Source organism: Algoriphagus marinus (assembly GCF_001936475.1).
In the GTDB taxonomy this organism is placed as follows: Bacteria; Bacteroidota; Bacteroidia; order Cytophagales; family Cyclobacteriaceae; genus Algoriphagus; species Algoriphagus marinus.
In genome coordinates, this window is record NZ_MSPQ01000006.1 from 332,643 (window position 1) to 356,717 (window position 24,075).

General features: G+C 39.9%; 16 protein-coding genes. 6 read left to right on the top strand and 10 right to left on the bottom strand.

All coding sequences use genetic code 11. From position 1 onward, the window contains the following. Positions 1-30 precede the first annotated feature (30 nt). The 6 genes from BVC88_RS11870 to BVC88_RS11895 all read right to left on the bottom strand — a co-directional run bounded on the left by BVC88_RS11870 (position 31) and on the right by BVC88_RS11895 (position 11,585). The gene (locus BVC88_RS11870; protein WP_075350894.1) at positions 31-1,893 is read right to left on the bottom strand and encodes an FAD-dependent oxidoreductase; all 1,863 of its coding nucleotides are present in this window, start codon (positions 1,891-1,893) and stop codon (positions 31-33) included. Positions 1,894-2,015: 122 nt separating this feature from the next. Beyond that, positions 2,016-2,864, bottom strand: a complete 849-nt coding sequence (locus tag BVC88_RS11875) for an ROK family protein (RefSeq protein WP_075350895.1) — start codon at positions 2,862-2,864, stop codon at positions 2,016-2,018. A 23-nt stretch (positions 2,865-2,887) separates the two neighbouring features. Then, positions 2,888-4,042, bottom strand: a complete 1,155-nt coding sequence (locus BVC88_RS11880) for a glycoside hydrolase family 18 protein (protein WP_075350896.1) — start codon at positions 4,040-4,042, stop codon at positions 2,888-2,890. 91 nt (positions 4,043-4,133) lie between these two features. After that, complete coding sequence (locus tag BVC88_RS11885; protein WP_075350897.1) at positions 4,134-5,699, bottom strand: SusD/RagB family nutrient-binding outer membrane lipoprotein; 1,566 nt, start codon at positions 5,697-5,699, stop codon at positions 4,134-4,136. Between the two features lie 31 nt (positions 5,700-5,730). Then, positions 5,731-8,859: a SusC/RagA family TonB-linked outer membrane protein gene (locus tag BVC88_RS11890; RefSeq protein ID WP_075350898.1), complete on the bottom strand. Its 3,129-nt coding sequence runs from the start codon at positions 8,857-8,859 to the stop codon at positions 5,731-5,733. A 563-nt stretch (positions 8,860-9,422) separates the two neighbouring features. Beyond that, positions 9,423-11,585: a glutamine synthetase III family protein gene (locus BVC88_RS11895; protein ID WP_075350899.1), complete on the bottom strand. Its 2,163-nt coding sequence runs from the start codon at positions 11,583-11,585 to the stop codon at positions 9,423-9,425. A gap of 231 nt (positions 11,586-11,816) precedes the next feature. Between BVC88_RS11895 and mtaB the strand changes: the two genes are divergently transcribed. The 4 genes from mtaB to BVC88_RS11915 all read left to right on the top strand — a co-directional run bounded on the left by mtaB (position 11,817) and on the right by BVC88_RS11915 (position 16,820). Further along, positions 11,817-13,136 carry a tRNA (N(6)-L-threonylcarbamoyladenosine(37)-C(2))-methylthiotransferase MtaB gene (gene mtaB / locus BVC88_RS11900; RefSeq protein ID WP_075350900.1) on the top strand — a complete coding sequence of 440 codons (1,320 nt, stop codon included), beginning with the start codon at positions 11,817-11,819 and terminating at the stop codon, positions 13,134-13,136. Positions 13,137-13,258: 122 nt separating this feature from the next. Further along, positions 13,259-15,268, top strand: coding sequence for an alpha amylase C-terminal domain-containing protein (locus BVC88_RS11905; protein ID WP_075350961.1), 2,010 nt, complete (start codon positions 13,259-13,261; stop codon positions 15,266-15,268). A 94-nt stretch (positions 15,269-15,362) separates the two neighbouring features. Next, positions 15,363-16,163: an alpha/beta fold hydrolase gene (locus BVC88_RS11910; RefSeq protein ID WP_175574409.1), complete on the top strand. Its 801-nt coding sequence runs from the start codon at positions 15,363-15,365 to the stop codon at positions 16,161-16,163. Positions 16,164-16,310: 147 nt separating this feature from the next. Next, the gene (locus BVC88_RS11915) at positions 16,311-16,820 is read left to right on the top strand and encodes a hypothetical protein (protein WP_075350902.1); all 510 of its coding nucleotides are present in this window, start codon (positions 16,311-16,313) and stop codon (positions 16,818-16,820) included. Positions 16,821-17,088: 268 nt separating this feature from the next. On the opposite strand, the gene BVC88_RS11920 is transcribed toward BVC88_RS11915, so the two are convergent. Further along, positions 17,089-17,550 carry an Lrp/AsnC family transcriptional regulator gene (locus BVC88_RS11920; protein WP_075350962.1) on the bottom strand — a complete coding sequence of 154 codons (462 nt, stop codon included), beginning with the start codon at positions 17,548-17,550 and terminating at the stop codon, positions 17,089-17,091. A 376-nt stretch (positions 17,551-17,926) separates the two neighbouring features. Between BVC88_RS11920 and BVC88_RS11925 the strand changes: the two genes are divergently transcribed. Beyond that, positions 17,927-19,189, top strand: coding sequence for a cystathionine gamma-synthase family protein (locus BVC88_RS11925; protein WP_075350903.1), 1,263 nt, complete (start codon positions 17,927-17,929; stop codon positions 19,187-19,189). Positions 19,190-19,306: 117 nt separating this feature from the next. On the opposite strand, the gene BVC88_RS11930 is transcribed toward BVC88_RS11925, so the two are convergent. Both BVC88_RS11930 and BVC88_RS11935 read right to left on the bottom strand, forming a co-directional pair. Next, a complete protein-coding gene (locus BVC88_RS11930) occupies positions 19,307-20,380 on the bottom strand; it encodes an acyl-CoA dehydrogenase family protein (RefSeq protein WP_075350904.1) in 1,074 nt (357 codons plus the stop codon). A 76-nt stretch (positions 20,381-20,456) separates the two neighbouring features. Beyond that, a complete protein-coding gene (locus BVC88_RS11935) occupies positions 20,457-21,746 on the bottom strand; it encodes a prolyl oligopeptidase family serine peptidase (protein ID WP_075350905.1) in 1,290 nt (429 codons plus the stop codon). A gap of 185 nt (positions 21,747-21,931) precedes the next feature. On the opposite strand from BVC88_RS11935, the gene BVC88_RS11940 reads away from it, so the two are divergent. After that, complete coding sequence (locus tag BVC88_RS11940; RefSeq protein WP_075350906.1) at positions 21,932-22,285, top strand: DUF805 domain-containing protein; 354 nt, start codon at positions 21,932-21,934, stop codon at positions 22,283-22,285. 6 nt (positions 22,286-22,291) lie between these two features. Here the strand turns inward: BVC88_RS11940 and BVC88_RS11945 are convergent, their stop codons facing one another. Then, the gene (locus BVC88_RS11945; protein ID WP_075350963.1) at positions 22,292-23,983 is read right to left on the bottom strand and encodes a GMC oxidoreductase; all 1,692 of its coding nucleotides are present in this window, start codon (positions 23,981-23,983) and stop codon (positions 22,292-22,294) included. Positions 23,984-24,075: the final 92 nt, after the last annotated feature.

Consider the following 24,075-nt stretch of genomic DNA (forward strand, 5'->3'; position numbering starts at 1 on the left):
GTTGATTTTTATTAAAATACTATCCAAAGCTTATTTAAACTCCCCTTCCCAATTCACTTCCACTTTAAAAGGATCAAGTAGCTCATCTACCAAAACGGCTACTTCCAGTCGATTCAGCTTTTTGTCAGTGGTAAATTGACCAGAAAGTCCAGCTCGACTATAAGCCTGCGCAATCTCCAATAGTGGTGTATTTGGTTTCACTTTTTCCAAAATCATCAGAAATCGCTCCCCTGTTAAGTAAGCTCCTGAAGAGCCCCAGAAATCTTTCAGTTCTGAATAGATCGGTCTTAGTCCATCGACCAATTCATATTCCGAAACCAAGCGCTCTGGGTAAAACCAAGTCTGATTAGCCCATAAATACGGAACTCCTTCACCTTTCAGAATACCACTAACTCCGATTTTTTGCACCGCCTGAAAATGTGGGTTTGAAGGATCCACATCAATAAATGGCATCAAAAAAGCACCTTGATTCAAAAGAGCTTGCTGAACGGATCTAATGGAAACCTCCGCTGGAGTTTTATTAGTCATCAAAGAAACGCTAGCCAAAGTTCCTGCGGCTTGGCCTATTCCCAGGACCACGGGCTGAAGTCTCGAAGCTCCATTCACAATATTGGAAACGGATATACTTTTTTCTGCCAAGATCAATCCTTTATGATCTTTTGGCACCAACGCTCCTAGAGGTACATTGTAAGACGGCACCCGGATTTTGATAAAATCAATGGCTGGAGCTTCCGGGTTCTTTTTATGATGGTGATCAATCGTATAATCTCCGACTATGGCTCCTGTGCGATAAAAGGGATTTGGAGCGGTATAAGGATTTAACACATAAGGCAAGGTAAAATCCACCAAACCATAATATCGTCTGGATTCACGATGATACGGGATCATTGGTAGATCATCTGCAGTTGGGTACTCTTCCTCAGCAAGGCCCAAATTTTTAAAACCTAATTCATGTTGAATGTAATAGACAAATCTAAGCGTAGCAGCTTTTGCGGCTTTCAAAGCTTCTTTTCGCTCTTCCCTATCCATTTCTACAATATTCAGGTAATAATCATTTCCACAATTAGGCCAGTTAATCATGTATTTGCCATTCGGCAATTTCCCGTAATCCAGCATTTTGCCACAGTCCAGAGTAGGCGCATCATCTGTAGTGGGATCAGCATGGGCACAAGCGCAGGCAAATTCCGTAGGATCGTAATTCGCAGGCTTTGGAATGGTCTTATCAGCGCCAACTCCATAATCCTGAAGTGTAGCCACAAAAGTCAAATCCTGAATAATATTATTTGCTTCTTCTGGAGCATAGACTTCACCAATTACATCGCGGGCATCCATTCCCAGTCGGTATTTCAACCCTTGGGCTGCAGCCACATCTCCAAGTTCTGTGGCATCGATCAAGAGTGTACTGGTCACGGCAACTTCTTTACCATCCTTCATAAAAGTGACAGTCCAAGTTCCCTCCTCATAAATCGCAGTCTTCCAAATACTTTCAAAGGAAATTTCAAGATTTGGTGTTTGGGAAGCTAATTTTTGTAGTAGTTCATTGGCTACCTTCGGTTCAAAAAGTGTGTTGCTGACCCAGCCAGTCGCCATATTTTTTGGACCTCCATAATATTCCTCCAAACCACGCTTAAACTCTCCATAAAAGCCTCCGGAAATCTTATCATTCCCATCAATAGCAGAAACTCCCGCTGCTGTCAACATCCCTCCTAGCCAAGTACTCTCTTCTAGTATAAGCGTTTTGGTTCCAAGTCTTCCTGCTGAAATACCAGCTGAAGTTCCACTGGCTCCTCCACCCACGACGATGAGATCATAACTTTGCTGTGCAAAGCTATCTAAGCAAAAAAGATTTATAAAGAGAAAAGCAACTAGAACTATAATGGGTTGATTTTTCATTTATTTATAAGTGGTTTTTATTGGCCATATGCCAGCCTGGATAACACTATTCGGAAGGGGAATCTCGCATGGTAAATAAACGTCTCTGTTATTGACTGCTTAGTGATGCTCGATTTCATAGTTTATGATTTAATAAAGGGTTGGCAAGCACCAATAAGTGCAGCTTGCTCACCCAAAGTTGAAATTGCAATCTTTACAGAACAGCCATTTTGAGAAAGGTATTGGTTAATGGCCGGTAAAAACAACTGATGAAGTAGCGCTATTTTTCCACCCAAAATAACTGCTTCGGATTGCAGTCTGATCAGATAAGGGTACAGAAATTCCCCCAGTGTTTTTCCAAAAATCTCAAAGAGAATAGCGGCTTTGTCTAAATGCAAATCAACCAAGTCTTTAACACCTGAAACGTTCAAGTTAAACTGCTTTTTAGCTTCTCGGACAAACCAGTTTGTCCCCAAATAGTCCTCTGCAGTTCCATCCCGAAAGGGTGCCGTCCAAAGCTTTGCATCTTTGACCACATCCTCCACTTTGATCGCCGAACCAAGTCCAGTGCCGAGTGTAATTCCTATGGAATTCCGGAAGCTTTTTCCTGAACCTACCAGACTTTCCCCTAAAAGAAAAGCCTCTGCATCATTTGTGAATTGAATCTGATTTGAAGCGATTCCCAGCGACTGTGCGAGTAGATTTTTGACAGAAAGTTTGTAAAGTGCTTTCATTTTCCCTTGATCCTGAATCAGAGATATTCCAGCTGGATAATCATAGGGACCTGGCATTGCTATTCCTAACTGATAGTTTTCTGCACCTTTAGCAGTTGCCTGAATTACAGCAGCCCAAGTTGAAATTAAGTCTTCGGCAGAAGCTGAGGTGTCTACAGATGATTCTGCTACATCATACAGACCTAGCTTCCCTACCTCTAAATTTATGGAAGCTGCTGAAATATGAGATCCGCCAATATCTACCCCAATAAGTTTCATGTACAAAATTGAAAATAAAGAATTTACCTTTTGAGCTTAAAATCTTCCAAAGGTCTTTTAATATTGATGTCAATGGCATCCAGTAATGATCCAGAAGGATCTTCTGAAAGCTCCCAAAACATCACTCCTGCAAGTTGCTCTTTTTTCATAAAATAGATCTTATGCTCTATTGATCTTCGGCTTTCGAAAGTCACCCATTCCCGATTTTCTTCCGAATACAAAAAAGCATTTTCCGAACCGGTATCCCACCATTCTCGATAGGATGGATTACTTTGCAATTCGTAGATTTTATCCTGAGAAAGCCCCTGGTCAAAAGTTCCAGATTGGTTAAGTCCATTATTTTCTGGGCCTACATTTTTCCAACGCTTTCCATAAAATGGGATTCCTATCACAATTTTTTCTCGAGGAATACCAAATTCGATATGATCCATTACTGCAGATTGCACTGATCTATTTCGTTTAGACGCCGGTATTAATTCTGGGTTTCCCTTGTACAAATTAGCATGATGACCTGTGGTATCATCACCTGCACCAAAAAGATCATAGCTCATGATATTGATTAAGTCCAAATACTGTTGTGCAGTACGAAGGTCATTTACTTCCAGGTATTTCCGAAAGCCTCCAGTAGCAATGGTTGATAGATAGCGCTTGTTATCAATTGCTCCGAGTGAGTCCAAAGCCTCTCGGAAGCTTTTTAGCATGGCTACAAAATTTTTCTTATCAATATCTCTGACGACATTATTATCGCCTTGTAGTGCTGGATATTCCCAATCAAAGTCAAGCCCATCTAAACGGTGCTTAATTAAAAAATCTATCCCAGAAGCTGTTAATTTTTTACGACTTTCTTCTGTCAAAGCTGCATCAGAGAAGCCTTTTGACCAAGTCCATCCTCCAATCGAAACCAATACTTTAAGATCTGGATTCCGAGATTTGAGTGAATGAAGTTTCAAAAAATTCAAACTATCCCGCTCTTCCTGCCCATCACCGGAGCAAACAATTCCATCTACCACATTAGCAAATGCATAGTTTATATGAGTTAGTTTTTCTGCAGGGATCTTGTCGGGTTCAACACCTTTCCAACCAGCAATGTATCCGATGACAACCTTATCTGGATTTGATTGGGCAAAATTTTCTTGAAAAAGAAATAGAAAAAGGAAGCTCAAAACATAGTTTTTCATAGCGTAAGGTTCTTGATAAATAAAGATAGAGGCCCGGAAAATCCAGAACCTCTATCATAAATTTGGTTAATAATTTAGAATATAAGGCAAATTAATTGCCTCCGTCCCACCAAACTTTAGTAGCAAATAGATCGCCACCCATTCTGGAAACTGCAGCCTGATAATTTTCAGGATTTGCTCCAATTTCAGACTCCCAATATCTCAATCGTCTTGGAATGAAATTACCTTCCTCTGCATTTGGATCTTGAGTTGGAGTCAGCGCTGGAAATCCAGTTCTTCTCCAGTTAGACCAAGACTCGATATCATTCAAGTAAGTCGCTGCCCAATATTCCTCACCAATCAATCTCAATTTATCAGCATTAGTTGCTGCGTCAAATCCACGACCAGCAACATACGTCTGAATTTCAGGACCTGTTCGTGCAAAAGATGGATCAAAAATAACCCATGATGAAATTGCTGCGGTAACTCCGTTATTAAAGTGAGTGGATGGGTTGCTAGAAATCCAACCTTTAACTGCAGCCTCTGCTCGCATCAATTCTACCTCTGCATATGAAATCAAATAATATGGATCTTCCCAATCTAAATACTTTAGATTAAGCATAGAGAAGTTTTGCTGCACGGTAGTAAAACCATCTAATGTACCAGGAGGCACCGCTCCTACCAAATTGGTTGAATTATAGCCATTTGGAAGACCAATTTGTTTTTCAGGATCAGTAATCCAAGTGGATGCATCGTCCGGATTTCCAACACCTCCGGTGACAATCATCATTCGAGGATCTTTATTGGCTTTCATCCAATTCAAGAAAGTTCCAGAAATCTTGCAATCTCTAGAGTACTTATAAGTATTCCAATAGCCATCATTCAGGCCGTTTCGGTTCACACCTTGTGGTCCCGGGGCATAGTGAATAAATGCAATGTCATCATTGCTGGTAAATGCTCCACTGGTATTTGCCTCAGTAAACACAGACTGCGCAGTCGACGGGTCGACATTACTCATTCGCATTGCCATTCTCATCAAAAGCGAATTAGTAAACTTCTTCCACTTATCAATATTGCCACCATACAGGAAATCTTGGTTACCCAAAGCCCCACCTGAGGCAGAAAATTTATCCCTGGCTGCTTTCAAATCGGCAATCATCAGAGAATACACCTCTTGCTGAGACTGATAAGTAGGAAACCAATTCGCCTCAGATTCCAAACCATATCCAGCCTGTGTATATGGAATATCTCCATATATATCAGTCATTCTCAGCAAATCAAAAACCCGAAGCACGGTAGCCGCAGCATTTAGATTAGCTTGAGTTGGATCATCCGCTGTTTTAGTGATTACATGCGAAAATAAACGGATCACATCTGTGAAGTGTCTTTCCATGTAAGCGCCACTATACTGAGCACTGTAGAAGTACTTATCTCCACTAAAATACCCTGCAGTTGATGCAGTATGTTGAATCATTGTTGCTGCATAAAGCATGTTTGCTCTGGTATTTTCATATTCTCCACCGATTCTCAATGTACCTAGGGAGAATAGATAACGCATATCGATATCCTCAACTGCGTTTTCATTTATATTGAGGTCCAATAAATCTTGCTCATTACAAGATGTGCCAAGGAGGATTGCTCCAAGCAAAAGACCGGTTATTTTATTTCTTAGTCTCATAGTTTCGTTTTTTTAGGTTAAACCTTCGGTCTTAGAAGTTAGCAGATAGATTAAATCCAATACTTCTGTTCGCAGGAACTGAGAAAAACTCTAAGCCTTGAGAGTTACCAGATGTAGTATAAGCAGCTTCAGGATCAAGATTTGGCACATTAGACCAAAGGATCGCAAGATTTCTACCCACCACAGAAAGTGAAAGTGACTGGAATGGAGTCTTTTCCAAGAACTTTTTGGTGAAAGTATATCCAAAAGAGAACTCACGAAGTTTTCCAAAAGAGGCATCATAAACTACATTCTCTGACACCTGTGCGTAGCGCTGCCAATAGTTATCGATAAGGTACCTAGTAGGATCAGAAGGGTTTGCAGGAATAGTCCAAGTACCAGGAGCTCCTTCCGGCGTCACACCAGTTACAGTCAAGCTACCATCTCTTCCAACCAAAGTATTTTTATGAAGACCATTTTGGTAAGCAAAATAGTTTGTTCCAGACATCATTGATCCACCTGCTCTAAAATCAACCAAGAACATCATTCTGAAACCTTTGAAAGAGAACGTGTTGGTTATACCACCAGAAACAGGGTGACGACCTTCCGCAATTGTCTCATAACCAGCAGTTGTTACTGGGAATCCATTTGCGTCATAAACAGGCTGACCATTGATTTGTTGTTGTTTGAAACCGGTAATCATACCAAGTGGCTCCCCCACAATATGACGGATTCGCTCTCTTCTTACTCTAGATTCATCCAAGTTGATAAACTCGATAGGATCACCAGCTGCATTCGTTCCAAGGCTTAAAACCTCTGAGATATTTCTGGCATAATTAAAAGAGATATCCCAACGGAAATCACCAATGATTGGAGTAACATTTAAAAGGACTTCTATACCCCGGTTTTCTAGCTCACCGATGTTCACTGTTGTAGAACCAAATCCAGAAGTAGCTGAGATACCAGTATTCAAGATGTCATCAGAAGTTCTTCGCTTGTAATAAGCCAGATCCAAACCAATTCTATTTTCCATAAATCTGATATCTGTACCAATCTCCCACTCAGAGGAAAGATAAGGACCCAAATTAGCATTAGGAATAGAACCGTTATTGATCTGTCCAAGGCTAGCTCCACCAATATGTCCTGCTCCAACTAAACCATAAGTAAGGTTCAGCGCATAAGGATTTGGTCCGCCACCACCTACTTGAGCCCAACCACCTCTTAATTTCACGAAAGTGAAGAAATCAGGCATCTTGATCATATCAGAGATCACCGCACTCATACCAACAGAAGGGTAGAAAATTTTGCTGTTTTCAGGCGCAAGCGTGGAGAATTGATCTTGACGGCCAGTAAGATTCAAGAAGATCATATTTTTGTAACCTACGTTCGCCGCACCATAAATAGAGTTGATTCCAAACTCAGAGAATCCATAGCCAAATGACGGAGCTGCCACGTTAGTCACACTATGGAAGTAAGGAACTACAAGGTCGTTTCCTCCACCATTTTTACTTTCATCCGTTCTTCTCAGTTGGTTTCCACCTAAGAATCCATCTACATCAAAATCACCAAAAGTTTTGTTGAAACCGATCATGATATCAGCATTGTTTTCTCGAAGTGTACGAGAGGAGGTATTAAAACTACCTCTAGGCTTAAATGCCGTACCGTATCCTTCATATCCATCTTCTGCTCTGATCTGAAAGTCAGTTCCATATCGACCTTGTACATACAACCAGTCAGTGATATCATATCTCAGTGACATATTTCCAAATACTCGATCAGTCACATCAGTTCTTCCCCACTGATAAGCTGCCCAATAAGGGTTAGTCTGGAATACGTTTCCTTGATATCTCAGCTCAGTTCCATCAGGATTTGCTCCCAATTTATTTGGATCTCCTTTTATTACATCCAAAGGAATATTCCCCGGCTTCACTACCATTGAGAAGTTGGCATTTCCAGGTGAGTCAGAAAGTCTTGGTCTATTTGAAGCTTCTTGCTTTGAATATTGACCAGAAACTGCTAGTGTGAATTTACCCTGCTTACTGTTGACATTGATGCTGGCTACATTTCTATCAAAACCAGCATTTGGAAGGACATCATCATTTGTCAAGTTTGAGAATGAGAATCTATAGCTCGTACTTTCACTTCCTCCAAATAAAGCCACCGAGTTGTTCCAAGTGCTTCCTTGGCGGTAGAAATCATTGAAGTCCTCACCTAAGAAAGAATATGGACGCTGTTGTCCATCAAACTGAATTGCATTAGCTCCATCATAAACACCTCCCCAACCATTGGTTGAAGTATTCAATGCTTCATCCTGAGTTCCAGGCTTTCTACCATCTTGACCAGGACCATAAGTTCTTTGGAAATCTGTACGATCCACTACTTGATCAAAAGTAAAGTTGGAGTTTACAGCAACACCTACTCCTTTTCTGCTTGTACCTTTCTTGGTAGTGATTAGAATAACACCGTTTGCCGCTCTTGCTCCATAAAGGGCTGCTGCAGTATTTCCTTTCAAAACAGAAATACTTTCAATGTCATCCGCATTAATGGAAGACAGACCATCACCGGCATCATTTCCACCCCACATTCCTGCATTACCAAGATTACCTGATTCGATAGGCACACCATTGACTACATAAAGCGGTTGATCTGCACCAGTCAAGGAAGAACCACCTCGAATGACTACCCGAGTAGATCCTGCAGCACCAGTAGACGGAGGAGTCACATTTACACCGGCAACCTTACCAGTCAATGCATTTCCAACGTTGACTGCTCTAGATTCTGTGAATTTATCTCCAGAGAGTTGAGTCACTGAGTATCCGAGAGATTTCTTATCTCTTTGCATACCAAAAGAAGTCACAACCACTTCAGAAAGCTCATTCGCATCCTCAGCAAGAATAACATTTAACTCGGTAAGATTTCCAACAGTAAATTCCTGTGCTGCAAATCCAATAAACGAAAACACTAGCACTGAACTAGAGCTTACCGTAATAGAATACTCACCATCCACATTAGTGGTGGTACCTGTGTTGTTCCCTTTGTCCAGGATTGTTACTCCAGGCATGGGTAGTCCGTCTGACTCTGCAGTCACGACCCCTTTCAGAACTCTTGTCTGAGCTTGCGCATAGGTCATGAGACCCATCATCAGCACAAGAGCAAAAGCAATTGATAGAAGTTTTCTCATAGTTTAAAATAAATAGTGAAATTGAATTGTTTTAGTTTTCCGGAATCCCGGGTTCTTTCGGATGAAAGAATATTTTGTAAGTCTATTTTCATAAAATTTGGGTATTACTTAAAAAAGAAACATTTAACTACATACAACCCTCGCTTGATCCATAAAAAAAACTGAAATCAAGAGATTACGCATAACTCTATTTGGTATAAATCTAAAAATTTCAAATTTATTACAAAAGATATTCGTAATTTTTTTTTAACAAAAAGAAGATTCTTATTCTATTTTTTTATAAAAGTTAAAATTTCAGCCACTTTATTTTAAAATACAAGTCGGATTAAAAAAATATTTTAAAATAACCCTAAGTAAAAATCAGAATTTAAAGAACAACAATTAGCAGTTCGTTAATATTTGTTTAGACAGCTAATAAAGAAATCAAAATATTATTTTAAAAAATAGTTTAAATACACCGTATTTAGTCGATTATTCTGAATTATAAAAAATTGCAAAAGTGGTTTTTAAACAAAAAAACCATCCCAAATAACTGGGATGGCTTATGTTCTTTTAAAAAGCTACTATCTAAGGAAAAGTAACTCTCTGTATTTCACTAATGGCCAAGACTCGTCATCTACCAAAAGCTCCAATTTATCAACTGCATACCTGATCTTATCGAAGTATTGCTCTTTCACCGCAGTCTGGTAACTCTTAGCCTGGACTTCCAAATCAGGGTTTTTGTTGATTTGCTTTCTGGCTTCGATCATAGCGGTGACATTTTGCTTCAATGATTCAATATGCTTTGACACTTCTTTGATTGTATCAACAGCAGTTGAATGATCTAATCCAAGCCCTTTCAATCCATTTGCATTCTCGATCATTTTGTTTTGATACAGAATTGCTGTTGGGATAATATGGTTTAAGGCAAGATCTCCCATCACACGACTTTCAATCTGAACTTTCTTGATGAAGTTTTCAAGCATGATTTCATGACGCGCATGAAGCTCTATATGGTTCAAAACATTGTGACGAGCAAAAAGCTCTTTAGTGTCTTTCGTTTTGTAAACATCGAGCGCCAAAGGAGTAGATTTTAAATTTGATAAGCCTCTTTTAGCAGCTTCTGCAGCCCACTCGTCTGAATAGCCATCTCCTTCGAATCTTACTTTCTTAGAATCTTTGATGTATTTACGCAATACATTCACGATTGCGATCTTCTTTTCTTTACCAGCTGTCATCTCTTTTTCAATGTCTTTAAGCATTGTTTTAAGCACATCAGCTACGATCACATTCAATACAGTCATTGGACCGGCAACGTTTGCCTGAGAACCAACTGCACGGAATTCAAATTTATTTCCTGTAAATGCAAACGGAGAAGTTCTGTTTCGATCTGTATTGTCTAGGATGATTTCAGGAATCTTGGAAATCCCAAGCTTCATGTACATGTTATCTCCTTTTTCAATCTTGATATTCCCATTCTTCTCGAGTTCATCAAGCACCTCGGTCAAAGTGGTTCCTAAGAAAACAGAAATAATCGCTGGTGGAGCTTCATTAGCACCTAGTCTAAAATCATTACCTGCAGAAGCAATACTTGCTCTTAGTAAATCTGCATTGTCATAAACAGCTTTGATCGTTGCAACTAGGAAAGTCAGGAATTGAAGGTTCTCACGAGCTGAATTACTTGGTTGGAACAAATTCACTCCGGTATCAGTGATTAATGACCAGTTATTGTGTTTTCCACTTCCATTGACTCCCGCAAATGGCTTCTCGTGAAGTAGAACTTTTAAATCATGCTTCTCAGCAGCTTTTTCCATCACATCCATTAATAACTGGTTGTGATCAGTTGCTTTATTTATTTCTTCATAAACTGGGGCTACTTCGAACTGACCTGGAGCCACCTCATTGTGACGAGTCATCACCGGAATACCCAATTTGTGAGATTCTACTTCAAACTCAACCATAAAGTCTTTCACTCGAGTAGGAATAGACCCAAAGTAATGATCATCCAACTGTTGACCTCTTGCTGGGCTATGTCCATATACAGTTCTTCCAGCCATTACCAAATCTGGTCGAGCTGAAAAGAGTGCCTTATCTACTACAAAATACTCCTGCTCTACGCCAAGAGATGGTTGAACTTTTTTCACATTTCGGTCAAAAAGCTGGCAAACTTGTACTGCCGCATCATTGATAGCCTCAACTGATTTGAGCAGCGGAGTTTTAAAATCTAATGCCTCGCCTGTATAAGAAACAAAGATTGTTGGGATACAAAGTGTGTTTTCAAAAATGAAAATAGGCGAAGTAGGATCCCAAGCAGTGTATCCTCTTGCTTCAAAGGTTGATCTAATTCCACCATTTGGAAATGAAGATGCATCTGGCTCCTGCTGAACCAAAGCAGAACCTTTGAATTTTTCAAGCCCTGCAAAAGCATCAAAAAATGAATCATGCTTTTCAGCTGTGGAACCTGTCAATGGCTGGAACCAGTGAGTATAATGTGTCACTCCTTTAGAAAGAGCCCAGGTTTTTACAGCTGATGCTACTTCTTCTGCAGCTGAAGCATCGATTTTTGCCCCCTTATCGATTGCCTCCATCACCTTTTTAAATACAGATGGTGCAAGAGATTCTTTCATCTGCTTAGCTCCAAATACGTTGGTACCGAAGTAATCCGAAATTTTAGGGGATGGTGGAGTTACTGCTTTTCGCTGTCTTCCCTGCACCATCGTTAAAGCTTGTTGTCTGAGTGTTGCCATTTCTACAATGTGTGGTTTAAAATTATATCTACAAAAATAGAAAAATACTTCTTTCGAAAAGCTTTTGATGGATTTTTGAAGTCTTTTTTTGAAAAAATTACACTTTTTTCAAAAAATCAAACAAAAAATCACCCTTATTAACGAAAAAACTTGAATTTCAGTAAGAACATTAGGGAATTGAAAACAAGTCAAGTTTAATTACCTTTGTATTCTTAAAAAATAGAACCGATTTTGAAAAAAGTAGCCTTTTATACCTTAGGTTGTAAACTAAATTTCTCCGAAACGTCTACAATCAGTAGACAATTTGAAGAAAAAGGGTACCTAAAAGTCGATTTTCAAGAAAATCCAGACATTTTCATCATCAATACTTGCTCCGTTACTGAGAATGCGGACAAGAAGTGTAAGAAAATCGTCAAAGAGGCTAAAAAGATCTCGCCTAACTCTTATGTGACTATTATTGGTTGCTATGCGCAGCTCAAACCAAAAGAAATTTCAGAAATAGAAGGAGTCGATGCTGTACTTGGTGCTGCTGAAAAATTCAGATTAATCGAATTATTGGATGATTTTGCGAAAGCACAAGAGACAAAAGTCCTTGCCTCTGAAATTCAAGAAGCCACTATATATAATAATGCGTACTCCATCAACGATCGCACACGTACTTTTTTGAAAGTACAAGATGGCTGCAACTATGGCTGTGCATTCTGCACTATTCCACTTGCACGTGGCAAAAGCCGAAGTAACACCATAGCATCAGTATTGGAATCTGCCCGCGAAATAGCCGCCACAGGAGTTAAAGAAATCGTACTCACCGGAGTTAATATCGGAGACTTTGGAATCGTAGATGGAAAACGGAATGAGCGTTTTGCGGATTTGGTCTATGCAATCGACGAAGTTGAAGGAATTAACAGATTCCGAATCTCCTCCATCGAACCGAATCTTCTGACAAATGAGATCATCTCATTTGTTGCTACCTCCAAACGGTTTGTCCCTCATTTTCATGTTCCGCTTCAGTCGGGTTCAAATACCATTCTTAGAAAAATGGGTAGGCGCTACCTTCGAGAGCTCTATGAGGATCGAGTTTCCAAAATTAAAACCCTGATGCCGCATGCCTGTATCGGTGTGGATGTGATCGTAGGCTTTCCAGGTGAGACTGATGAGTTATTCCTGGAAACTTATAATTTCTTAAACGAGCTCGACATTTCATACCTACACGTGTTCACTTATTCTGAGCGAGCAAATACAAGGGCTGCAGAAATGGACGAAGTAATCCCGATGAAAAAGCGAAACGAGCGATCTAAAATGCTTCGGATTCTTTCTGAGAAAAAGCGGAGGAAGTTTTATGAAGAGAATTTGGGAAAAACTTTCACTGTTCTTTTCGAAGAGGATGTGGAAAATGGCAAAATCCATGGTTTTACTGAAAATTACATCCGTGTCGCAGCAAAATATGACCCAATGCTCATCAATGAACTTAAATTGGTTACTCTGGATCAAATCAATGAACAGGGCAATGTGGAAGTCTTGGAGCCTGACTTTGTGTATGAAAAACACTAAACCAAAGGGAATCATGAATAGTGATTCCCTTTTTTATTTCCTGTTTGGCTAAACTTTTTAATTCATTCATTCCAAACCAACCTATTTTTCCTAAATTCAACTCAAGCAAAATTCTATTTTTCGTGAGCAAAAAACACATTCCCACTTTAGTCCAAGATGAACCTTGGTTGGCAGATTATGAAACACAGATCAAAGCACGATCTGATAGATTCAGTAAAGCGCTACATGAAATCAAAAACTACAGCGGAAGCATAACTGAATTTGCCGGCATGCATCATTACTACGGAATTCATTTCGAAGCCTGGCGTAATGGCTGGGTCTATCGGGAATGGGCTCCCGCTGCCAATCAACTCTATTTTATCGGTGACTTCAATGGCTGGAATCTTTCCTCCCATCCAATGCGAAGAAATCCGCGTGGCGATTGGGAAATATTCTTGCCTTACGAGGAATACAAAACTCGCTTTGTTCACAAAGGAAAAGTAAAAGTACGAGTGGAATCTGCCAAATTCACCTTGGATCGGATTCCTGCATACATCACACGGGTAGTCCAAGATCCTGAAAATCATGATTTCGCAGGGCAACTTTGGTTTCCTGAGAAATTCCAATGGAATGATTCTAAGTTTTCTCCCAAATCGAATTTCAAGCAACCGCTAATCTATGAGTGTCATATTGGTATGGCTCAGGAGAAGTTGGGAGTGGGGACCTATTCGGAATTCGAAGAACTCACTTTACCCCGCATTAAAGCAGCAGGATACAATACCATTCAGATGATGGCCATCATGGAGCATCCATATTATGGTTCCTTTGGCTATCATGTATCTAATTTCTTTGCTCCTACTTCTCGATTTGGCACGCCTGAAGAACTTAAATCCTTAATCAATACTGCGCACAAAATGGGAATTGCAGTGGAGATGGACATTGTACATTCGCATGCTGTAAAAAATGTAAATGAAGGGCTCAACGAGTTTGACGGAAGCGAAAATCAATATTTTCATCCCGGCGAAAAAGGCTATCATGAAGGCTGGGATTCCAAACTTTTTGACTACGGTAAATTTCAAGTTCAACAGTTTCTACTTTCCAATATCCGCTATTGGCTGGAAGAATTCCATTTTGATGGATTCCGTTTTGATGGCGTGACCTCAATGATTTACAATCATCATGGACATATCTCCTTTGGAGACGCTGCTGCATATTTCGATGAGGGGGTGGATGAAGATGCCCTTCTTTATTTGCAATTAGCTAATACACTTATTCATGCGGTGAATCCAAATGCAATTTCTATCGCTGAAGAAGTAAGTGGAATGCCAGGGCTTTGCAGAAAAGTCGAAGATGGCGGAATCGGTTTTGATTTTCGATTAGCAATGGGAATTCCAGACTTTTGGATCAAGACACTCAAGCACAAGCTCGATGAGCAATGGGACCTCTTTGAGCTTTGGCATGAACTCACCAACCGGCCGAAAAAAGAAAAATCCATCGCTTACGCAGAAAGTCACGATCAGGCTTTAGTGGGTGATAAGTCCATAGCCTTTTGGTTGATGGATAAGGATATGTATTTCAATATGTCTATCCTTCAACCCAGCTTGGTCGTGGATCGAGGAGTAGCGCTTCATAAAATGATTCGGATGATCACCCTGACATTGGGAGGTGAAGGTTATTTGAATTTTATAGGAAATGAATTTGGCCATCCAGAGTGGGTAGATTTCCCAAGAGAAGGTAATGAATGGAGCTATCAATACGCTCGAAGACAGTGGTCACTCGTAGATGACCCTCTATTACGCTATCAGCAGCTGGATGCTTGGGATAAGGTGATGATCAAGCTAGCCACTGATTATCAGATCCTTGCTTCCCCACCTGCGGTACAACTTCATTTGGATCCTGATAAGAAAATTCTGGCCTACGAACGCGGAGGACTCATTTTTATCTATTCTTTTAATCCAACTGAGTCATTTTTTGGCTTTTCAATTTATGTGCCTAAACCCGGAAGCTACCAAATCATACTAGACTCTGATGAAAAGAAGTTTGGAGGGTTTAAGCGATTAGATCCATCAATCAGCTATGCTACCGATGATTCCCAACACCTCCAACTTTATATTCCTAACCGGGTGGTCATCGTACTCGAGCGAAAAAAATAAATTGGGTAAAACCGTGTCTATTGGTCCGATAAAGGAAAGTATATAAGGAAAAACCATAACAATAAAGAAGTTATGCACAATTATGAAAATGAGAATGTATAAATTATTGATTATCGCCATTTTATTTTTAGTCTCTTGTAAATCACAAGAAGAAAGTAAAAATGATTTCATCTCATTTGACGGAACAAAAATTGCGTATTCTGATAATGGCAATGGCGAAGTTGTTTTACTAATTCATGGTTTCATAGTTGATGGAAATTGGAATTGGGGAAAATCGGAATTAAAAAAACAACTGATTAAACAAGGCTACAGAGTTATTATACCAGATTTAAGAGGAAATGGAGATTCTGATAAACCACAAAATGAAGATGCATATAAAAATAATGCGGAAGTGAAGGATTTAATAGCTCTAATTGACCATTTAGAAGCTGACAACTATATGGCCGTTGGATACTCAAGAGGTGCAATTTTACTTGCAAACTTAGTTACTAAAGATAAGCGAATCACCAAAGCTGTATTCGGAGGAATGGGAATTGGATTTACGAATCCAAATTGGCACAGACGAATTGAATTTGGAAATGTCTTTTCTGGACGGACTGAACCTAATCAAATGACGAGAGGAGCTGTAGAATTTGCAGAAGATCTCGATGTGAACTTTAAAATAATGGGTTATTTACAGGACTATCAACCTGAAACGACGGTTACTGAACTTAATAATATTGAGATGGAGGCTTTGGTAATTTGTGGAGATGAGGATATAGATAATGGAAATCCGAAAGAATTACAAGAACAATTACCGAATAGTAAATTAAGTCTCGTTAGTGGAGACCATATGAGTACACCTTTTTCAATGGACTTCGCCGAATCGATTATTGAATTTCTTAATGAAAAATAACTGTGGCCAGAATCGACTATAGCAAATGCGGACTGACTGCTGAAAATGAAGATATTACAACTAAATAACATTCGGTATGGCGGGCAAAGAATCGGTTTCAAAATCCCGAATTTGCCATGGCCAGGACCGTTTTTAAAATTAAGATTTATGAAAAGGTCCATACTTTTTACTCTCACATTTTTAGCTTGTTCTTCAATTTTTGGACAAAGCCTTGATGAAAAATATGGGAAAGATGTCAAATCACTGGATGCAATAATCGCTGCCTATTATGATGTGATTTCAGGGTCTAGCAATGACCCATGGCAGTTTGAAAGAGACAAGTATATTCATGCTGAAAATGCAGTGATAACCAGATTAGACGAAAATGGAAAGGCTGAATCGCATTCTCTGGAAGCAGAATACGTCCCATTGGCCTTATCACCAAAATCGGATTTTTACGAGATAGAGTTAAAAAGAAAAGTAAATCAGTTTGGGAACTTGGCTCAAGTATGGAGTGCTTTTGAAATCAGAACTGATCCAAATATTGTTTCAGATATCAGAGGCCTGAATAGCATCCAACTTCATTTTGAAAATGGGAGATGGTGGATTGATAGTTGGACATGCGAAATGGAGTCTGATAAGAGCGCTGTAGTTGCGGATTTTTTGAAGAAAGAATAAAACTTTTGCTTGAAAGTAAATTCATATTTTCTGCTTTGACGGCCAACAATTTAGGTGTTCAAAAAATATTGGTAAAATCTTAACCAAAACTTTTTCGCTCCCGGTCAACATCCACTCACGCAAAGGAGAAATGGCAACTAGGATAATCGTGTCAAACCAAATTAAAATTACCAAGGCATATTTACAGAAAAAAAGCCCAATAGAATTACCCCTCCAAAAACCTATATTAAATATTTCATCTTATCAGATTTTATCAATTTTTCAACTCCTAATAAATAGGTAGGATAGTTGAATTTTTGATTTCATGGAGTACGAAGGAACTCTGGATTTTTGAAATATTACTCAAAGCCGCCAGCTTTCCTGATGAGAATAAATGGTAATCATTCAAATCCTTTACAATAAGCTTTAACAGAAAATCATTGGCCCCACCCATAAGGTAGCATTCTAACACTTCGGGGAATTTCAACACTGCATCCCTGAAGGACTCTATGGATTCTAATTTCTGACTTTCCAAAGAGACCGAACAAAATATAACCATGTAGGAAGGAAGCATGGATTGCTCAAGAACCGCAACATACTTTTTAATCATACCACTTTCCTCCAGCCTTCTCACCCGGTCATAAACAGGAGTCTTGGTCAATCCAAGTTTAGAGGCTAGATCCTTTACACTTACTTTCGAATCTTCCTGCAGTAGCTGGAGAAGATTTCTATCGATGTCATCTAATTTCACGTGTTTATATTTTTTTTTAGAGGTCACGTGGAATCTCGCAGAATATAATCATCTCAGTGTGTGACTTTTTAGTCATACTCGATTTCATGTGTTTGTAATTTGATTTTTAATGGCCACATAGCCTGTCCCGTCCCGATACATATCGGGATTGCTTCGGGAAAATCTCGCATGGGTACTTATCACCCAAGGGAATGAACCTTCATCCATGCGGAATTTTATAACGTAATTCTTCCTGATTAAATAAAAAAGGAGAATCAATAAAGTGACTCAACCCTTAATAGCTTAAATATACAGGAAAATTTCCTGAAATATTAATCTAATCAGTTTCTGAATCTAGGACTATGTATTTTTGTCAGGACAATAATACCCTACTATTATGAAAAACAGCCTGCAACCAGAAAGCCAAATGATGTCTTTTGGCTATAAACCAGAACTCTCAGAAGGAGCGATTAAACCACCGATGTTTTTGACCTCAACATTTGTGTTTAAGACCGCTCAGGAGGGAAAATCATTTTTCGAAGTCGCGTACGGACTCCGGGAGAAAAAAGACCAAGAAGATCTAGGTTTGATTTACAGTCGAATCAACAATCCTAATCTTCAAATATTGGAAGAGCGGCTTTGCCTCTGGAACAGGGAAGACGATTGTGCCATGTTCGAAAGTGGAATGGCGGCAATCAGTACTGTATTTTTAGAATTTCTTAAGCCAGGTGATTTGCTTGTCTACAGTATGCCTACCTATGGTGGCACAAGTCATTTCATTGAAGATTATCTCACTCGTCAAGGCGTACAAAGCATCGCCGTAAGGGCAACTGACTCTTTTGAAGAAGTGGTCGCCAAGGTGGAATCGAGTGGCCGGAAGGCGCAGTTAAAACTTATTTATCTGGAAACTCCAGCCAACCCAACCAATGACCTCTTTGATATCAGGCTTTACAAAAAGATTGCGGATCATTTCAGCACGAAAGAAGCCACTGTCTCACTGGCAGTTGACAATACCTATATGGGTCCACTTTGGTCAAACCCAATAGAACATGGAGCAGACCTTGTGATTTATTCCGCTACAAAATTCATTGGTGGACATAGCGATGTGATCGCTGGTGCGGTACTTGGAAAAGCAGAATTGCTTCATCGCTTAAAAGTTATGCGCACGTTTTTGGGAAATATGGCCAGTCCTCATACCTGTTGGTTGCTGATCAGGAGTCTTGAGACCTTGAAAGTAAGACTGGAGCAACAAGCTAGAAATGCCCAGAAGATTGCAGATGCCTTGAAGGATGACCCTCGAGTTGAAAAGGTAAGCTTCCTTGGACATCTAGAACCTGGAAGTAAATCTCATACTATTTATTCTCAACAATACTCCTCAGCGGGTACAATGATCTCTTTTGAATTGAAAGGTGGAGAGGAAGAAGCATTTCGATTCTTGAACAGTCTCAAGTTGATCAAGTTGGCCGTAAGTCTGGGTAGTACTGAAAGTTTGGTACAACTTCCAGCTGCAATGACGCATATAGGAATGAGTAAAGAAGCAAGGGCTCAAATGGGAATCTCGGACAAGCTTATACGACTCTCAGTAGGAATAGAGCATGCTGATGACCTGCTTTTGGATATACTCAATGGGATCAGTCAAAGCTTTACAGAGGTCAAATAAAACCAGGTCTTTAAAAAGATAGAAAAGTTTATTTGACCACGAGCGGAGTCTAGCAAAGCAATCAAGAGATTGGCAGTTTTGTAAGGCTCCGCTCTTATGCTAAAACAAAGGCCCAGCCTAAAATGGAAAAGTCAAGAGCGCATGCTGGCTTACGGTATTAAAGTCCCGCCAGACCCGATTCAGTTCAGTATGAGTTCTTGCAGCTTCTAAACCAGCAAATGGGAAAAGTTTAGCATTCGACAGTCGGCAAGCCTGAGTGAGTTTTCTGCTTATTTTACTGACTTTTTTCAAACCTGATGCAGAGGTCTCTCCTTCTTCAATCAGTTCAGCCCAAGAGCTTTCGATAGCTTGGTAAAAGTCACTTCTCAACGACTGAATCCCTTTCGATTCTTTGACAAAGACCTTTTGAAAATAGTCCAGCTGCTTTTTATCATAGGATCGGATTTCATTCCGCTTCCAAAAACTTTTCTCAATCAATTCCTGAAAATGAATGCTGATTCCTAAGATATTCACTGCTAGCGTTGCCTCGGCAAACTGCAAAAATGGATAGCGAAAGATCGGGTCTGGCAGTTTAGTTTTGTCCGGAAGTATCTCAAAGTATCGGTTAGACGGAACCACCAAATCTTCACATCGAAACGCATGACTACCTGTTGCAATCATCCCCATGTAATTCCAGCTATCCAGAATTTCCACTTCAGATTTTCGAAGTATAAAAGCTTTGATTAGGGGTTTTCCATTTGAATCTAAGATAGGTTTCCCATTTTCAACCAGCTCACAATTAGCCGTGAAATGACTGGCATGCAAAGCTCCAGAGGCATAAGTCCAATTTCCACTAATCCGGAATGAGTCACCTATTTTTTCTGCTTTCCCACCTACGAAGCCACTTCCTGCGAGACAAAGCTTGGGTTCTTTTGCTAGTTCTTCTCGCATTTCATTTTCCATAAAACCAACAAACCATCCTGCTCCAGCACAGAGCGTCACTGTCCAGCCTAGACTTGCGTCATGAGAAGCCAGTTTTTCCTCTTGTAAAAGCCCTTTCGTCAATTCTAAACCTAACCCTCCCATTTTTTTTGGGATAAAAAGCTTAAACCAATTTTGATTGTTGATCTCCTCTAACCACTCATCTGGAAGTCTGCCAATTTGCGCAGCTTTTTTTGCAAATTCTTCACTAAAAATTTCGAGATTTTCCATCAAACAAGTTTACGAAGAGATCAAGAAAAAATGCCCAATACTAAAATGAAAAAAGCCGGGATTTCCGGCTTTTAAATTATTTCTTTTTTCGCTGAGCGGCCATCCACTCCATAATCGTCACCGGCCGACCGTCAAGAAGAACAGGGCTTCCGTCCAACTCTGTTCGAGCCATATTGGAATGCGAATAGATCCAAGACCAGTGACCGCTGTAGTAATAGTCATCTCCTCCATAAAAACCCGTAATATCCGTCACGTGATCGTAAAATGAGAAGTGCACATTCTTGGCACCAGCTTTCTTCAAGCGATCGAAAAGAGGCACAACAGTATCTGCGGGCTTCGTCGTTTGATCATCCTTGGAATGAATAAACCACATTGGTACATTCTTAATTTTTTGGAGCTGTGAATCTGAAATAAATTCATTTCCATAAGCAAGCGCGCTAATAAAGCCTGCTGCGAAATAGTCTGGGTGCTCAAGGATTAATTTAAGAGACATATAACCTCCATTAGAACAGCCACCTACATAGATTCGAGTTGGATCGATTTTAGGGTTTTTAGCCACATAATCTTGAATTAAACCAAAAAGAGCCTCGTTATAAATATCATTAGTTTGCCCACGAGTCATCCCTTCGGCTGCTTGCATCCAGAAAGTTGGGGCCTGAGGAACCAGTACATAGGCTCCTCCGAATAACATCTGGATTTCAGGAGAAGCATAGTTAAATGCCTTATTCCCCATAAGTGCGATGGTAGGATCTGATCCTCCTTCTCCTCCTCCATGTAGCCAGATAATAAGTGGTGCTTTTTCGGGACTTGATTTAGGTGTAAAAGCAGCAAAAGTCAATGTGGTATTGTCCTTTGTGAATTTTCCCTCCAAAGCAAAATCATCTACAATCGGGCGAGACCTCCCTGATTCTTCATTCCAAATATTACCAGTTTTGGTATCCAAAATTGTCATCTGATAGTCAATCCAGAAATTACCGCCTCGACTTCCAGTTCGCATGTATTGAATCGGAGAGCCCAAAGGCATTACAGGGCTCACAGCGAGAACTAATGTCGCATAGCTCCCTTCTGTTACTCTATTACCAAACTCATCCGAAGGATAGCCTAAAATGACAGATCTTTTACCTGCCTTATGACCGGCCGGAATCTCTCCGATATCTGAAGACCGATTAACATAGATCTCAAAATCAGATGCATTCACTTCTTTTATAGACTGATTCATTTTTATCACCACTTTATTGGCAGCTGGCCCCCAATCAAAGCCTTCAATGATTAGATGATAAGTTTGTGGAGCTTGAAACTCAATTGAATTAGCCTGAGCAAATGATAAAAATGGAAGGTAAAGTAGAAGAAATAAATACTTTTTCATGAGGAGAGTTAGGTTTGATAAGATTGATAAGCGTGATAATAATGATCTTAAAAATACAAATCCACTAGAATTATGTAGGAGGTGAAATCCAAAACTTTTTATAGTCAAAATCTAACTTAGAAAATCAAAAAAGAATTAAATCAAGCAAATTTTAAACATTATCGCATTTAACTTGTTAGATAGTTATGAGTTCATTTTTAAAACCTACCGGCAGAATCACGAGAAGACTTTATCTAGTACTTTTCATGATTTTTTATTTTACAAATATTTTGAGTCTTATGTTGATATGGCAATCCTATCATGGCGAAGCCTGGCCAATATTCTTTTCCTTCATCATTATCCTGATCGCTTCGATTATTTTACTCCTTATCCAAGCAATCAAACGACTGCATGATATAGGAATGGACTGGAAATACGCACTTTATTTATTAATTCCACCGCCTGTCAATTTCATTGGTTTTATTTGGCTTGCGTACAAACCAGGGGAAAAAGGATTAAATAAATATGGTCCAGATCCAAGAAAAACAGATATAGTTTAATCGTTTTTAAGATAGCGTGCCTTTTTTCAACTCCTTTACTGCATAATCTACTGCTCTAGCAGTCAATGCCATAAAAGTTAATGAAGGATTTTGCACCCCTGTAGAAGACATTGCCGCTCCGTCTGTCACAAAGACATTAGGAAGTTCATGAAATTGATTGAATCCATTTAGCAAAGAAGTTTTTGGATCCTTGCCCATCCTTACCCCTCCCATTTCATGAATATCAAGACCTGGATTTTGACCACTATCGGAAGTTCTGATGTTTTTGCAGCCCGCTTTCTCGAGCATCTCCTGACCTTGCGTATAAAAATCAGCTAGGACTTTTTCATCATTGTCGTCGTAGCTTACATCAATTTTCAGCAGCGGCATCCCCCATTCATCTTTTTGATCTTTACTTAGGGAAACTTGATTCGTCTCTTTTGGAACGGTCTCCGCCTGGACCATCATCCAGACATGCCATGGGCCCACTTCCGTATTTGCTTGCTTAAGTTCAGCACCTAATGCTGCATCAGCCACTCCATTTCCTCTACCTCTTGAGGCACTAAAGAAAGGCATATATCCACCCTGAAAATCCATATCCTGCTTTTTGACATTGCGGAAATTCGGCATCATCATCGTCGTAGGCCTTCTACCAAAGTAATAGCTGTCTTCAAATCCTTCGAAATCTGCACTCATAGAACCTCGGTAATTGTGAAAAGCCACGAATTTACCAAGCAAACCAGAATCGTTTCCAAGTCCATTTGGATAGCGCTTGGATGTACTGTTGAGCAAAATCAGGTTGGTATTCAATGTAGCAGCATTGAGAAAGATTACTTTCGCAAAGTATTCTGTGGCTTCTTTAGTGACTCTATCGATCACTCGAACACCGGTTACTTTTCCTTTTTCATCGTCAAATATCAATGAATGTACCACTGAATCTGGTCTAAGAGTTAGATTTCCTGTTTTTGCGGCCCAAGGCAAAGTCCCGGAATTACTACTGAAATATGCACCAAATGGACATCCTCGATAGCATTGATTTCTGGCCATACATTGACCTCTTCCTTGTTGGAGGTGGATTTCCTTTGGCTTGGTCAAATGAGCACATCGTCCACCAATGGGATCACGATCTGGATATGCGGCTTTGATTCGTTTCTGTAATTCCTTTTCCACACAATTCAATCCCCAAGCTGGTAAAAATTCTCCATCAGGAAGTGTATCCAAGCCGTCATAGTTCCCGCTGATTCCCACAAATCGCTCTACATGACTGTACCAAGGCGCGATATCAGCATAACCAATTGGCCATTCAATCGAATAACCATCCCGCCCTGGACGCTCAAATTCATAACGACTCCAACGCTGTGTCTGTCGAGCCCAAATCAAAGATTTCCCACCAACCTGATAGCCTCGAATCCAGTCAAATGGTTTTTCCTGCACATAAGGATGCTCTGAATCCTTCGCGAAAAAATGCTGTGTGTCTTCTGCATAGGCATAGCAACGGTTGACTACCGGATCTGCAAGCTTTTGATCCAGAGGAATTTGGTTACGATGGGGCATGTCCCAAGGTGCCGCGGTCATGGTTGGATAATCCTTCAAATGCTGAACATCCCTTCCCCGCTCCAGAACAAGGGTTTTTAAGCCTTTTTCACAAAACTCTTTAGCTGCCCATCCTCCAGAAATCCCGGATCCTATTACTATTGCGTCGTATTCGTGCGTGTTCATATTTGAAAAATAAGGGATTGTTTTAAGACTTTTATAAAAAAATCGAATTAGTAAAAAAGCCCGAGGATATAAATCATCGGGCTTCATATTTT

Coding starts and splice junctions, on each gene's coding strand:
- BVC88_RS11945 (WP_075350963.1), bottom strand. CDS start 23,983: ATGAACACGCACGAATACGACGCAATAGTAATAGGATCCGGGATTTCT.
- BVC88_RS11885 (WP_075350897.1), bottom strand. CDS start 5,699: ATGAGACTAAGAAATAAAATAACCGGTCTTTTGCTTGGAGCAATCCTC.
- BVC88_RS11890 (WP_075350898.1), bottom strand. CDS start 8,859: ATGAGAAAACTTCTATCAATTGCTTTTGCTCTTGTGCTGATGATGGGT.
- BVC88_RS11870 (WP_075350894.1), bottom strand. CDS start 1,893: ATGAAAAATCAACCCATTATAGTTCTAGTTGCTTTTCTCTTTATAAAT.
- BVC88_RS11875 (WP_075350895.1), bottom strand. CDS start 2,864: ATGAAACTTATTGGGGTAGATATTGGCGGATCTCATATTTCAGCAGCT.
- BVC88_RS11930 (WP_075350904.1), bottom strand. CDS start 20,380: ATGGAAAATCTCGAAATTTTTAGTGAAGAATTTGCAAAAAAAGCTGCG.
- BVC88_RS11925 (WP_075350903.1), top strand. CDS start 17,927: ATGAAAAACAGCCTGCAACCAGAAAGCCAAATGATGTCTTTTGGCTAT.
- BVC88_RS11935 (WP_075350905.1), bottom strand. CDS start 21,746: ATGAAAAAGTATTTATTTCTTCTACTTTACCTTCCATTTTTATCATTT.
- BVC88_RS11880 (WP_075350896.1), bottom strand. CDS start 4,042: ATGAAAAACTATGTTTTGAGCTTCCTTTTTCTATTTCTTTTTCAAGAA.
- BVC88_RS11915 (WP_075350902.1), top strand. CDS start 16,311: ATGAAAAGGTCCATACTTTTTACTCTCACATTTTTAGCTTGTTCTTCA.
- BVC88_RS11940 (WP_075350906.1), top strand. CDS start 21,932: ATGAGTTCATTTTTAAAACCTACCGGCAGAATCACGAGAAGACTTTAT.
- BVC88_RS11895 (WP_075350899.1), bottom strand. CDS start 11,585: ATGGCAACACTCAGACAACAAGCTTTAACGATGGTGCAGGGAAGACAG.
- BVC88_RS11910 (WP_175574409.1), top strand. CDS start 15,363: ATGTATAAATTATTGATTATCGCCATTTTATTTTTAGTCTCTTGTAAA.